The 13,179-nt window shown below is 47.4% G+C and carries 12 protein-coding genes and 2 pseudogenes; 4 read left to right on the forward strand and 10 right to left on the reverse strand.

The features are described 5' to 3' along the window. Positions 1-268: pseudogene (locus CUC53_RS11250) on the forward strand (IS66 family transposase); the annotation flags it as partial. Between the two features lies 1 nt (position 269). Then, positions 270-491: pseudogene (locus tag CUC53_RS11255) on the forward strand (IS3 family transposase); the annotation flags it as partial. Positions 492-596: 105 nt separating this feature from the next. On the opposite strand, the gene flgE reads toward CUC53_RS11255, so the two are convergent. From flgE to flgB, 4 genes are read right to left on the reverse strand one after another with little or no spacing between them, the layout of a single operon-like run. Next, entirely contained in the window at positions 597-1,949 is a 1,353-nt protein-coding gene (gene flgE / locus CUC53_RS11260) for a flagellar hook protein FlgE (RefSeq protein ID WP_100294255.1), read from the reverse strand. 10 nt (positions 1,950-1,959) lie between these two features. Then, entirely contained in the window at positions 1,960-2,694 is a 735-nt protein-coding gene (locus tag CUC53_RS11265; protein WP_100294256.1) for a flagellar hook assembly protein FlgD, read from the reverse strand. Between the two features lie 14 nt (positions 2,695-2,708). Then, on the reverse strand, positions 2,709-3,128 hold the full coding sequence (flgC, locus tag CUC53_RS11270; RefSeq protein WP_100294257.1) for a flagellar basal body rod protein FlgC: 420 nt from the start codon (positions 3,126-3,128) through the stop codon (positions 2,709-2,711). Beyond that, positions 3,128-3,526, reverse strand: coding sequence for a flagellar basal body rod protein FlgB (gene flgB, locus CUC53_RS11275; RefSeq protein WP_100294258.1), 399 nt, complete (start codon positions 3,524-3,526; stop codon positions 3,128-3,130). Before flgB ends, flgC begins: the two co-directional genes overlap by 1 nt. A gap of 687 nt (positions 3,527-4,213) precedes the next feature. Here flgB and CUC53_RS11280 point away from each other — a divergent pair. Then, the gene (locus tag CUC53_RS11280; protein WP_100294259.1) at positions 4,214-4,708 is read left to right on the forward strand and encodes a hypothetical protein; all 495 of its coding nucleotides are present in this window, start codon (positions 4,214-4,216) and stop codon (positions 4,706-4,708) included. 360 nt (positions 4,709-5,068) lie between these two features. On the opposite strand, the gene CUC53_RS11285 is transcribed toward CUC53_RS11280, so the two are convergent. From CUC53_RS11285 to CUC53_RS11290, 3 genes are all read right to left on the reverse strand, one after another. Further along, positions 5,069-7,456 (reverse strand): hypothetical protein, encoded by a 2,388-nt coding sequence (locus CUC53_RS11285; protein WP_236757909.1) that lies wholly within the window; start codon positions 7,454-7,456, stop codon positions 5,069-5,071. Then, complete coding sequence (locus CUC53_RS19260; RefSeq protein WP_236757910.1) at positions 7,399-7,899, reverse strand: hypothetical protein; 501 nt, start codon at positions 7,897-7,899, stop codon at positions 7,399-7,401. Before CUC53_RS19260 ends, CUC53_RS11285 begins: the two co-directional genes overlap by 58 nt. 313 nt (positions 7,900-8,212) lie before the next feature. Continuing rightward, positions 8,213-9,229 (reverse strand): phosphatidylinositol-specific phospholipase C, encoded by a 1,017-nt coding sequence (locus CUC53_RS11290; RefSeq protein WP_100294260.1) that lies wholly within the window; start codon positions 9,227-9,229, stop codon positions 8,213-8,215. A gap of 678 nt (positions 9,230-9,907) precedes the next feature. Between CUC53_RS11290 and CUC53_RS11295 the strand changes: the two genes are divergently transcribed. After that, on the forward strand, positions 9,908-10,957 hold the full coding sequence (locus tag CUC53_RS11295; RefSeq protein WP_100294261.1) for a linear amide C-N hydrolase: 1,050 nt from the start codon (positions 9,908-9,910) through the stop codon (positions 10,955-10,957). 317 nt (positions 10,958-11,274) lie between these two features. Here the strand turns inward: CUC53_RS11295 and CUC53_RS11300 are convergent, their stop codons facing one another. The 3 genes from CUC53_RS11300 to CUC53_RS19265 form a co-directional block, all read right to left on the reverse strand. Then, positions 11,275-11,604, reverse strand: coding sequence for a DHCW motif cupin fold protein (locus tag CUC53_RS11300; RefSeq protein WP_100294262.1), 330 nt, complete (start codon positions 11,602-11,604; stop codon positions 11,275-11,277). Between the two features lie 776 nt (positions 11,605-12,380). Further along, positions 12,381-12,683, reverse strand: a complete 303-nt coding sequence (locus CUC53_RS11305) for a hypothetical protein (protein WP_100294263.1) — start codon at positions 12,681-12,683, stop codon at positions 12,381-12,383. Between the two features lie 273 nt (positions 12,684-12,956). Next, positions 12,957-13,179, reverse strand: a 223-nt coding sequence (locus tag CUC53_RS19265) for a hypothetical protein (RefSeq protein ID WP_236757911.1), incomplete at its 5' end; no start/stop codon positions are given.

Raw genomic sequence — 13,179 nt, forward strand, 5'->3', positions numbered from 1 at the left:
GCGGTTTATGAGTGATGAGGATATTCCGCTGACGAACAATGAGGCGGAACGAGCGCTGCGCGGCTATGTGCTGTGGTGCAAAGGAAGCTACGGCGTGTGCTCACATCGTGGCGAGTTGTTTCGCCAGCGTATCCTGTCGTTGGTGGAGACAGCCAAACGCTTGGGACGTTGTCCTCAGGAGTGGCTGCGCGCTATCGTCAAAGCCTGCATCGAGAAAACGGATTACCCCATCCCTGCCGAATTGTGTGCGTCAAGCCCCTGCCGGTGAACGGTTACACTGCCACGACAATGCTGTCTCCGAGAGCTTCTTTCAGTTACTCAAAAGGGAGCGGATCAAGCGCAGGATTTACTCGACAAGAGACGAATCCCGCAGCGACGTATTTGATTATATCGAAATGTTTTACAACCCAATCAGGCGCCATGGTTCCAATGATGGGCTGTCGCCGGTAGAGTTTGAAAAGCAGTTCAATGTTCAACAACAGAGTGTCTAGAAAACCTGGGGAGATTCAATGTGAAAAAGCCAATAAAAACAATGCCAGTCAGGCTTCACTGACTGGCATTACGCTTAATGCACCCTACTAATATGTCGATCAGGTTTAACGGATCTGTAGGATGGTCTGTTGTAGTGAACTATTCACCTCCAGCGAACGAGAGTTTGCTTGGAAGTTACGCTGAGCCGTGATGAGGTCAACCAATTCATTAGTCAAATCAACGTTGGATTGCTCCAGTGCTGATGATTTTATCGTCCCAAAAGTACCTGTATTGGGAGTACCTGGTAATGCATCGCCAGAAAGTAGCGATTGACGCCAAGAGGTATCCCCCACCTGAGTTAACCCTTGGGAATTCGCAAACTTAGCCATTGCCACCATCGCTACTTTGACCGTGGTTGCATTACTGTAAGTCGCGGAAATGACCCCGTCAGGAGTAATTTCAACTTTAGTTAGGCGACCCACAGTCGAACCATCTTGAGTAAGTCTATTGACCTCAAAGGGTGATGCGTATTGCGTAACCGTGCCAAGACGAATTTCCAAAGCCTGTGCCGGGTCAGCACCATTCGTAATAATACCCGCTCCAGGTGTGCCAAGTGGTTCAGTTTCTATAGGGTTGGGCAGAGTTGGAGTGATCATTTTACCATCAGCGCCAAAGGTAATTCTTGCTCCTGCTGGTGCTGGATCCAAACCAAACTGCATGGTTGGGGTAAGCCCACCAACAATATCGATCGGCTTATCTCCCTGATACATATACATACGCCACGCTGTCGGGTTTGCTGGTAGTGCAGGGTCTGCCGGATCTGCTTCTTTGATAAAATACTTCGTGATCGTATGAGGCTCTCCTAATGAGTCATACACGACAACCGAGGTGGAAGCTGAGTAAGTCTTTGAATCTTTAGGATCAAAGTTAGATGGAAGCGTATCACCGGCAGGTAGCGGGGACGATGTGGAAGGTAAATTAAAACTAGCCTCGATAAGACCTGTTTTCTCCGGCTGCCCAGCTCTATCGGGAACCTGAATCGGTTTGGTCGCACTAATACTTACGGCCTTAGGCGTTCCATCAGCGTTAATTTCATAACCTTGTAAGAAGTGGCCCTGATTATTAACTACATAACTATTTTCATTGAGTTTAAAGGCACCTGCTCGTGTAAAGGTTCGATCTAAGTTAGTTAAACCATCAGAGGTAACGAACATACCATTACCTTGAATAGCTAGATCGAGCGAGTTATTGGTGAACTGCAGCGCCCCCTGATGAAACTGCTGCGCTACCGCCCCTGTTGCAACCCCATTACCTACTTGGGTTTTGGCATTGACAAAGATCGAGTTAGCATAAACATCAGCGAACTCAGCACGCGACTCTTTGAAGCCGGTGGTGTTAACGTTGGCGATATTGTTAGCGGTGACGTTCAGGTCTTTTTGTGCTGCATTGACACCACTTAAAGCATTGTTAAATGACATTTCTTGCTCCTTAAATCACCGCAGAGGGCTGAGGGGTAGAGGGTTCTTTAGGTTGGTTTTTACTACCGGAAATCTCTACGATATCCGTTAGCATAATTAGCCCAAGCCCTTTTAGTTGCACCCGAGTAGGCAATGACTTGCTCCCTAGAGTAACACTTTCAACTTGACCATAAGTTAATGCAGGGACACTTTCAGACTTGCCCGAAATATCTGCACCACTTGCTTTAATTTTGTATTTCCCAGCCATAACAGGACGACCATTTTTATCTGTACCATCCCAGTTAAACGCGACATTACCCTGTTGCGCACCATTTATGACCATATCTTTTATTACTTGGCCTTTCTCATCTTCGATAGTTATTTTGATATTGGAAAGCGTTTTTGCGCCCACGGCAATCACACCTGATAACTGACTATCTTCATCTAAATAGCCCGTATCAGATGGAATTAACACATCCTGTCCGACCAAAGAAGACGCTTGCAGTGCCTGACTAGACATCATCAAATCATTTAATCCCCCCATTTGAGTCGATAGCTGGTTAATAGATCTCGTGGTCGACATGGACGTCATCTGCGACAGCATCTGAGCGTTATCAGCAGGTTTAAAGGGGTCTTGATAAGAGAGCTGCATTGTCAGCATTTTTAAAAAAGAGGCTTCGTCAAGCTCTTTTTTAGGTAACTGCGAATCTGCGCTTTGAGTGCTGGTTCGATTTAGCCCACTCACATTGTTATTTATATCAACCATGTTGGGTTACCCTCTCAAGACTTGCCGAGGTTAAGTGTCTGCTGCAGCATTTTTTTGGCCGAATCAGCTATTTGAACATTAGTCTGATAACTACGAGACGCATTTATCATGTCAGCCATTTCCTCAACCATGTTGACATTGGGTTTAAAAATGAAGCCATCTTTGTCTGCCATCGGATGATTAGGGTTGTATTCCTTCAGTAAAGGAGCCTTACTCTCCACAATTCCCTTCACTTCAACCCCAACAGAGCCTTGCTTATCAGACATAGCTTGATCTAATTGGGCGGCAAAAACTGGCCGCCTAGCGTGGTAAGTTGCTTCCACACTGGAGCTGACACTATCCGCGTTGGCCATATTGCTAGCAACCGTATTAAGCCGTACGGATTGAGCACTCATAGCGGAACCTGCAATATCAAAGACCTTGAACAAACTCATCACTGTTCTCCTTTCAGGGCCTTCAGCAGACCACTGATTTTACTATTCATAAATTCAAGGGAGGTCTGATACTCGAGGCTATTACGCAAAAACTCGCTACGCTCCTGTTGGACATCTACGGTATTCCCGTCACCAGTGTCAGGTTGCAGAGGGTTGCGGTATTGCGTTACCCCAGGTGTATCCATTTGTAAGGCAAAGTGTTTTTCACTGGTGGCCGCAAGGCCAAAACTTTGACGTTGCTGGGCACCCTGTAAGGCTTGAGCAAAATTGATGTCTTTGGCTTTGAATCCAGGAGTATCTGCATTAGCAATATTGCTTGATAATATCTCTGCACGCTTCGCGCGAATGTTCAGCGTGTGTTGATGCACGCCAAAAGCTTTATCAAATGAAATCGTCATAAGCACACCTCCTGCTTTAAACGATTTATTAGCAAAAGCTATGCCAAAAAAGGTGAGATAACAAAAGACAAGCTATTCTCGTGCTATTTCCCAAATCGACCCTGAGGGCTCTGCCACCTGTGCTCTATAGCGAGTAAAGCCACATATCTTGGACACCCCAAATTGCCTGTCACTCTGTATTTTTAAAGCGATACTAGGCGATTGACCGTGATCCATGGCTTTAACACTCTTTTATGTAGCACCGTCATCGCTAGTTTTTAGGTATTAACGACAAGATTACGTCGCTCATTTATTGAATGGGTGGAGTAGCCAAATTAAATAGGCCACTGTCTTGTTTCGTAGGCGTCGCGTCGCCAATCGCTGGGTCATTACATCTATCGCCCCATGGAGCTCCACGAGAAGGTGATTGGTGCCTTTATCGAAAGGCACCATTTCAACTGATTGGAGGTATTACCATAGTACTGGTTGTATAAGCGCAAACGCTGATGGTGAACAGACACAAAAGCTGGCACAGCTTGCTGGTCATGGCAATCTTCCTTCGACAATGGCCTATCCAGTCAGGTGCTATGCCCTCTTGCAGCCAAAAAGGTGGGTGTCTTGGGTTTTGCTTGCTGACAGAGATCGTCACTCTGGAGATAATAAGCGCCGGTTGGCCAATGGTCGGATGATATGGATGAGAGACAAAAAATGAAAAAGATAATGGGAGGTGCGCTGGCGCTGCTGCTGGTCGGCTGTGCTGGTGACAACAATGGCGGTGAAGAGTACCGCTACAACCCGCCGATTGCCAAGGCGACGAACAATACCCAAGAGATGGCAATCCCGGTTGATTTGGTATGGGCTCGCGCTGAAAAGTGGTTCACCGATCACGGCCTTAACATCGAAAACAGCCAGCGCGGTTCCGGTCTGATGACAGCTAACGTCGAGCACTCTGCTGACGGTCTGGAGTGGCTGGATTGCGGTACCATGGGCTCCAAAGTAGCGCTGGGCAACCCTAACCTACAGATCAACCTGATCATCACCCAAAGCGGCAACAGCAGCGTAGCAACCGTCAACGTCAAGGGCAGTACTGAATTGTTCTTCGTTGAGTCCTCAGGCGAGCGCGTGTCGGCCCCTTCCATCAAGCCGGTTTGCGTCTCGCGCGGCACCCTAGAGCAAAGTCTGTTCGCCACCCTTGGCAACTGATTTCTCTTCGCTTGATCGAGTCCTGACATAGGGTTACACATTTTCGGCTAGTGTTGCTCGACTCAGAACCCCCGATGCCTCGCATCGGGGGTTCTCTATTTCAAGGCATGATGTGGTTACTCCTGATGGTCAATCTCTCCCTTCCCGCGCTGGCGCCAAGTCCTGTCGACTTTGCAACAACCACTGAAAAAGTAGGTGTCCCAAGTTGAATCGATGCCTAGAAGGCTATTTGAAGCGCGGCCGGTATCACATAGTGGCAGAAAAACCGCCCCCGATATCAGGGACGGTTTTTTAACGTTGGCGAACAAAAACTACCGACCTGTTGCTGGTCTCTCACATGAAGAGAGACCTGCAACAGGATTAACTTGGAATAAACGCGTTCTTATAAAAGTACAGGAACCCAGTATTAGGTACCTTAAACTCCACACCATTATATAAAGAGAATGAGGACTCTCCGTTATTATTAATGATGGCGCCATAACGAGCATAATTAAAACCATTAAAATAGATAAAATCCATTCGCGCTGCTAACTTAGCGGTCTTTTTAAATAGATAGCCGACAACTGAATTATTCGGTCTGAATTTATCGAAGGTTCGCAGTAATTTCATGTTGGTATAATTACCATCATCATCACGAGTGAGGTGGTAGTGATAACCTGTTTCAGGAGCATCTATATGGCCCAGTTTATAAAACAAATTAACATGAGGACCAAGCGCTACTGCTGTAATAATGCCTGCATACACTTTGGCGCCAGGTTCACCAACAAAATCTGAGACAACCTTAGTCACCACTCCTCCTTTTATCTGATAAATATGCTGGGTGGTAACCACGAGGAATATAGTCTCATCGAGATCATTGATGGCAACGACATCTAATTTATCCTCTCGCCATTCGCCAAATTGCAGTTCGTGGTAGTGCTTGGGGGCATCCTCAAGATGAGCAGTTAAATAAACCTTGGCAGATCCAGATGTTTTTGTAGTAGCAAGAAATATTGCTGCCGAACGGCCAAATTTATCTCGTGACTCGACCGCATGTTGACACCGGTCTAGATCATCGGCAGGCTTCCAACCCGCTATTGATTGAGTAGCACCCTGCGCAAAAAATGATGAGATACGATTCCATTTAGGGTCTTTTATATTTGCAAAATTGTATATTTTAGATGTTCTAGATGAGGTGACCAATGCCCCGGCCTCTGAATAAGTTCTGGCATTATCATCTCTGATCCCAGCAATTTTTTCCCAATCGGTATTCATTGTTTTGGCATCGAATGCACATACCCGATTCCCTTCTCGGTAAGTTAACGCTCGGCAAATATAAGATCCTATTTTTTGATACTCTAAATCGCTCCCTCTGATATAGGTGTTGGTATATTTCACAATCGGTGATGGGGGTATCACCGGTTTTTTCAGTGCTCCGTAAATCCATTGCGCAATGGCGACTAGAATCCCCACCACCGCAACAACGATACCAAGCGGCCCTGTCGCGATCCCTATCAGTCCCGTAATAGTGAGAGCTAGCGCCACAGAGGCAATTAATGTATTAATGGCAGCAAACACAATATCGCCTATATCACCACCCACTATCGCTTCATATAAACTATAGGCCGCCAATGCGGTACTTAATACGGCCAAGCCGACGAAACATATTTGAATAATCCGAGTGATATTCGATGTCGCAAGAAATAATTTGGTGACGACCTGCCGCTCAACGACATTACTTAGATACTTTCCTTTGCTTACCAGATTACTAATAAACTTACTGAAGTTATTGATGTTCGTTGCTACTAACTCAACAATTCGGCCGCCATTGCCGTAAATAAGCGTCACGATCTTTCCAAAAAACACATCCAATTGGATAAGAGTTAATGTGGTTTTCGTAAAAGCTACTGCAAGTTTAACCCAATCAATCGCACTACTTATGTCTTTTCGTTCAGTTGCAACTGCCCAAGAAAAATGGCCTACCCCGAGTAACAATGACAGTACAGAGAGCTGAGTTCTTACAGCACCCAAAGCATTACGCCTTACACCACCGGCTAAACTGGGATATACTTGCAAAATTCGCTGGGTAGCTTGAGCATCTAATAAGGTGTTATTCTGAAGATTCATCTGATTAAGGCTGTCCCAAAACTTATCAGGATGATGGATGGTAAAGAAACTTTGCCAGAATGATGACTTGTTACCTATATCATTTCTTAAAAAATTAACCACATCCAAAAAGTTTTTCTTATTAGCCAATAAACTATATTGCTCTTTTTGGCTGCCCCAACTGACATTAACCGCAAGCCCGGTATACACAGCACCCGTCATTACCCGTTCAAATTCTTGGATTTCTTGCTCTTGAATCCTTTTACCCGATGCAGTATTCAGTGCTCTCACCTTATTAATGGTGTTATAGGTTTGCTGCATGGCTTTGGCAAATGAAGATGTGGTGCCGAGATCCCCCTGCACGTTAAACTCCTTAATGAATTGATCAAGTACCTCCGTCTTATTGTAATGATTCATCAGCTCGCGAGCCCAACGCTCGCCTTCTTTTTTATATTGGCTTAGCGCTCCCCCTTGACAAAAATGAGTTGCTATTGAATATAGGCGATCGATAATTAATTTGAAATCTTTACCTTTTTCGGCTTCTTGAATATTGGCATTAACTTTAATCATATCCCATGAGTTGTAATGTAATCGGTCATTTACCGTCACATTTTCATTGGTGCTGTATGATTTTTGCAGTAACCCACTAATATACTCAGCCATATTTTTTCAAAGTACTCTTTGTTTTGAACAAATACTGAAAATGGCATATCGTAACCATCATTTAAGTAGACTAATGTCATGTCAGGCATCATCCCACTGCCTAATTGCTGAGACAAGCCACTATTATTAAGTAAGAAACAGTACTTCATTAACTCTTGGAACAAGACTTGTGCCAAATATTGTGCTTCATCCGTTGGCTGTTGAAAATCAACTCGCCCCAACGCAATGTTTTTCAGCTCAGAACGTGAAACATAGAAATTAATATTATTTAAACGATCAAAACTGGGTTCGCTGGCAAAGGTCACCGCGTTTACCGCCGCCAGCACGGGGGTTGGTAACACGGCACTGGCAGCCAAGCTAATGAGTGCAATTGATGAATGCGTTAGAAAATTGCGACGACCTTGTGACATTTCAGCAGAAATAGCTTGGGATAATTTTTTCATCTGTTCACCTGTCTTTTATATATGCCGACCAGTCATAAATAACATTTACCGGCAAAAGGAGTCTAAATATCTAAGCTGCTATTTTTTACATGCGCTGTAGATATGAATAGTTGAATTAAATGATACGAATCCCGCATTCATCTGATTGAGACACGCAGCCATATCCCGACCACTGATTAACGTAGCGAATTCGTATCATGGTTATTGTGAGGCTTAATCAGTGACAACGAGTAGCATATACCCGTCACTGAGATTGGCTATGTCACATCGATAACGCTATCTAGCCACCTCTGGTAGATAAAAGCAGAGATTGTTATTGCCGATAGTTGCTATCAATCACGGCTTTGATCAAACCCGAACCAATAAAGTCCGCTGCGACAATACCGGTATAGTTAGGTTTATTATTATTTATCCAATTTTTGCTTAATGTATTGGTACCTTCAAAAGCAATCGTACAAATACCAATAAAGCAAGACACTCTGGGGAAATCAGGGTATGAACCACTCCAGCCCGGTGTAGTAAGGCCAGTTGCTAATCTTGGCGCACCGGTACTTGGGCTACTGTGACCGCTGGCAACAAAATAAGGTAGTACAAGAGCCCCATCTGTAGATCCACTTAAGTAGTTAATGATCCCTCGTTGACCACGACTAGCCACGGTCAAATACATTTTGACCTTCTCCCATTTGGAGTAAAGCCCCCAATTGGATGCCACCTTATATTCATCTTGGATACTAAACCTGTCATAGCGGATGCCAACCGGAGGATATGTTCCCGTATCGTCTAGCATAACGACCTTCCCTCTGACCTCTGCAACACTAGGCAAAGAGTAGCCATTGTTGGCGGCATATATAATACTTGAGTATCGATTAATATAGTCCGCTAAGGTCTCATCGAAACGCCTGGTATTACCCTCTTCGGTGTACTCCTTTTTAATCCTCATCAAAATAAATTCTGTTGGATTGTCAGACAAGAATTTCTCAGCTTGGTTTAAGACATCACCAAAGAATTGATTTTGAAACACCAGATCATGATGAATAGCAAACACATCATTGATATGACGCAGCCTAATATCTAAAAATCTAACCCCTGCATTTAGCTGATTGGCAATCGACATAGACTGTGTTTGTACAATATCGCCACCATAAAGCGATCCAGAATCATGGGTACCTAGAATAGACACTCGGTCTATTGATAACTTATCTGATAAATTTACCATCCAATCTTTATATTGCACCGTTGTATTACTGTCATGGAGATAACCATCATCGTAATGAGCGTTAACACCAAAACTCAGTAAAACGAGCACAATAAATGACTTAGCTTTTTTCATCGTAAAAGCCTCATATTAAACATGGAATAAGCAATGATTACATTGACAAGTAAGACTCTATTTTGGGTAAGCAAAAGGAGTCTTCAAATGAATCATTACACAGCAAAAATAATAGCGTCAAGTTTTTAATCAACAATTAATCATTGATTGGCGAGGTAATAAATAAGTAATTAGTTTAATTAGTCAATTAATGGGGTGTCAGAAATAATTGATGGCAACGATATATTTATTTAAGGATAATCATTCACTTATCTTCCCCTAACCCAACTGCATATCTCACAAAATACCCAATGGTATTGCCGTGAACAGTTATTCAATGAACAGGAGCGGGTTTATTATCAACAATTAAGTTATTTGGCTTACTCAGAACATCAGGCAGAGAACATGAGCCCTGCATCACACGGCCAATCCATTGCAACGAACACAGCCAACATGGATTATCGCCACCGTGAAGTCAGCGCACCGGATCAAACCTGGCCCTAACGAGTAAGTGCTCAGGCGGGTAATGACTGGCATGATTCCCCCCCCCCGTCGCCATCTATCGACACAACGCTTATTTCTCTAACAACGGCTCCACATAGTTAACACTGTAAGTGAGCGCACTGGCTTGGTGAGATATGGCTGCCATGGCGAGTGCCTCAATCAGACTTAAGGCATCCATTCATCAAGGAATCACCTATGAAAACGCGCATCGCCCTCGTCACCCTGATCTCGGCCTCCCTACTGGCCCCCGCCATCGCCAATGCTTGCACCCGCGCCGTCTATTTTGGCAAGGAAGGGCAGACGGTCACCGGCCGCACCATGGACTGGCTGGTCTCCGATATGGACACCAACATGTGGATCTACCCCCGGGGTCTGGATCGCACCAGCAACACCAACGTGCCGTTCACCTGGCGTAGTCTATACGGCAGCGTGGTCACCACCGTCTATGAAGGGGCGGCGGCGGATGGCATGAATGAGAAAGGGCTGGTCGCGAACCTGCTCTATTTGGCTGAAACCAAATACCCAGCGGCCGATCCTGCCGATAAACGCCCGACACTCTCTATCGCGGGCTGGGTGCAATATGTGCTCGACTCTTATGCCACCACCGCCGAGGCCGTCGCAGGCCTGCGCCAAGAGGCATTTCGAATGGTGCCTATCGCCGCCCCCACCGGCGAGCCCGGCACAGTGCATCTCTCCATCTCCGATGAATCGGGCGATTCGGCCATCGTCGAATACATTGATGGCAAGCTGGTGATCCACCATGGTCGGCAATATCAGGTGATGACCAACTCCCCCACCTTCGATCAACAGTTAAGCCTTGCCAAGTACTGGGAGAGTATCGGTGGCAGCGCCATGCTACCGGGCACCAACCGAGCAACAGATCGCTTCGTTCGGGCCTCTTATTACATCAATGAGAGCACCCAAACGGCCGATCCGCGCCGCGCCGTCGCCTCGGTCTTTAGCGTGATGCGTAATGTCAGTGTCCCTATCGGCATTAAAGTGCCGGGGCAGCCCAATATTGCCGATACCCTGTGGCTCACCGTCAGTGACCAAAAAAACAAAGTCTATTACTACCAAGACACCAATAGCCCCAGCATTCTGTGGACAAAATTGGGTCAACTCGACTTCAGCGAAAAAGCAGGCCCCCGCAAGTTACAGCTCGATGGCAACCCCAATATCAGCGGTGACCAGACCGAGCAATTTAAACCAGCGCCCCTGTTCTCGTTCATCGTGCCAAAGGAGTAGCGGCCGCCAGCAAGATACCGCTGTTGCCACCAGAGGGGGGCCAACAGCGTTTTTGCCAACCAAAGTGCCACTCCCTGCGCCAGTGCAATGGCACTGGCGCAGGGCCACGGCAACAAAAAGCCCCCCCCAACAACCCACGTCAACAGCCAAGGGGCGCTGAGCGCCTTGACCATTAGGCTGCTAACTAGGCTGGCCCTGCTGCTGGCTCGAACACTTCACCGACACCCCGTAGCCAGCGATTGCGGTGCGCGAAGCGAGTCTGCTCATGGGTGCATGACCGAGGGGCGAGCGCCCATCACGCCTGCTGGAATAGATTGTTAATCGACAATAAACAGGGTTGCCCCCTGCTTGCTGCATGAACGATGGGGCTCGGCATGGTCCGCCACCTGATAACTCATGCCCGCCGTTAAATGGTAAACGCGGCCATCGGCTAACTCGGTGGTCAGCTCCCCCGCCAGACAGAGCAAAATGTGCCCTTTATGGCACCAATGATCGGCCAGATACCCTGCGCTGTACTCCACTTTTCTGACGCGCACTTGACCAAACTGCTGAGTGCGCCAATAGGCAACGCCGGTTTCCCCGCGATGCTCGGTCACCTCAATCTGCTCCCAATCCGTTATGCCAAAAGGGATTCCACTCATTTCCATCTGATGTTCCTTACCTATTTATGGGTGATTGATGATTCGTACTGGGTGCTTACGTTGCCAGCGACCGGCATTGTCCACGCGCCGTGCAGCCGCAGCAGGGGTCGATGGACGCGGCGGCAACGTTCGCGGCAACCCTTCCCCCTTGCAAGAGAGGTTGAGAGGTTGGGTAACGCTATTGCTTGGTCACGCTCACCATTGAAAAGCGGTGCAATTTACGTTGTTCATCGCCCCTTTCTTTTTCGAGCGCCTAATGACAGTCGCTCACCGCCCTTAACCAAAAAATATCGCGCTAGGGTGCTGGCGTTATAGCCAGCCGCATAAGTGGCCGAGAAATCGGCCGATAAGGGCGCCCCATAAGATGATCGGGATCAAATAATCCTGATCTGTGGGACGGTAGGCCGCTTTTTATCCTCACCCATAGGGCTTAGGCTGATTTATGATAGCCATCCGATACCTACTTAAATACGCCATCCGTGATCGGCGCGATATATCACGGCACAATGATTAACATAAAAAAAACATTGTTAGCATAAAAAACCGCATTAATAGGTTATTGGCTTTTTAGTTATTAATTTGGTTGTTATTTCGTGATCGGGATGAATACCGAGAGGCCCGCCGTCAACGGGCTGCTAATTATTGAGCAGCTGATTATTTATTAAGCCGCCCGCGCTAATCCGCACCGGTTCATTATTGAGTATTTAATAAGCGAAATAAGCCACCGTGACCGGTGCATCGGTTATTAGGTGTCGGTCATCGCGCGAGCAATGCTCAATGGGTTATTGCTTGGCCCATGCTGCGGTTATCCAGCGGCATATATGAAGGTGTAGCACCGCAGGGGCGCCGCCCATCAAGGTGAGCTGACCGCTGGCGACCCCGATTAACCAAGGGGAACCCCATGCGTTATTCGCCCCCCCACGTGCGCTTGGCGCACCACAATCTGGATAACAGCGCAAGGTGGCGGCGACAGTCAGGGGCGGTAGCGACGTTAACGGAGCCCAGTCGGTCTCCCGCGCCTGCACCGTGGCCCGAGGGTTGCACCCTCGATGGGCGTCCCCGTCAGCCTCCGGGGCTGCGCCCATACCTCCATGCGCGGGGACGCTTGGGGCAATGGGGAGGGTCGAGTAGTGAAGCGTAATCGTCCACGGTAACCCTCCCCTCTCCCCATGCGGGAGAGAGTGAGGGGTCGCCAGCAGCGTTGATATGGGTTCGCCAGTAGGGTCGATTAGCGTAGCGTAATCGTCCGTGCTAACCGCTCCCCTTATTAGGTGAAGCCCATGGCGCAATCCGCCAAGCCTGTTGCCGCAAGCAAACCCGCGTCGAATAGAGGTGCAATTCACTTCGTTCATTGCACCCTACGGTAATGGCCATACGGGATCACCTCGGCGAACAACAGGGGGCAACCCCGCACCTTCAGCACCGAGGCCAGTTAACAGGCGTAGAGTGCAACAAGCGCAGTGCATTGCACTGCGGTAACAATCCACCGCCCCCTTGCGGGTGAGGTGCATGGCGCAATCCGCAAAGCCTGTTGCGCCGTAATCAAACCCACGTCGAATAGCGGTGCAATTCACTTCGTTC

The sequence above is a fragment of the Aeromonas cavernicola genome (assembly GCF_002795305.1).
GTDB lineage: Bacteria > Pseudomonadota > Gammaproteobacteria > Enterobacterales > Aeromonadaceae > Aeromonas > Aeromonas cavernicola.

Excerpts from the sequence above, each read along its gene's own strand:
- flgE (WP_100294255.1), bottom strand. The coding sequence starts at position 1,949 with ATGTCATTTAACAATGCTTTAAGTGGTGTCAATGCAGCACAAAAAGAC.
- CUC53_RS11265 (WP_100294256.1), bottom strand. The coding sequence starts at position 2,694 with ATGGTTGATATAAATAACAATGTGAGTGGGCTAAATCGAACCAGCACT.
- flgC (WP_100294257.1), bottom strand. The coding sequence starts at position 3,128 with ATGAGTTTGTTCAAGGTCTTTGATATTGCAGGTTCCGCTATGAGTGCT.
- flgB (WP_100294258.1), bottom strand. The coding sequence starts at position 3,526 with ATGACGATTTCATTTGATAAAGCTTTTGGCGTGCATCAACACACGCTG.
- CUC53_RS11280 (WP_100294259.1), top strand. The coding sequence starts at position 4,214 with ATGAAAAAGATAATGGGAGGTGCGCTGGCGCTGCTGCTGGTCGGCTGT.
- CUC53_RS11285 (WP_236757909.1), bottom strand. The coding sequence starts at position 7,456 with ATGGCTGAGTATATTAGTGGGTTACTGCAAAAATCATACAGCACCAAT.
- CUC53_RS19260 (WP_236757910.1), bottom strand. The coding sequence starts at position 7,899 with ATGAAAAAATTATCCCAAGCTATTTCTGCTGAAATGTCACAAGGTCGT.
- CUC53_RS11290 (WP_100294260.1), bottom strand. The coding sequence starts at position 9,229 with ATGAAAAAAGCTAAGTCATTTATTGTGCTCGTTTTACTGAGTTTTGGT.
- CUC53_RS11295 (WP_100294261.1), top strand. The coding sequence starts at position 9,908 with ATGAAAACGCGCATCGCCCTCGTCACCCTGATCTCGGCCTCCCTACTG.
- CUC53_RS11300 (WP_100294262.1), bottom strand. The coding sequence starts at position 11,604 with ATGGAAATGAGTGGAATCCCTTTTGGCATAACGGATTGGGAGCAGATT.
- CUC53_RS11305 (WP_100294263.1), bottom strand. The coding sequence starts at position 12,683 with ATGGGCGCAGCCCCGGAGGCTGACGGGGACGCCCATCGAGGGTGCAAC.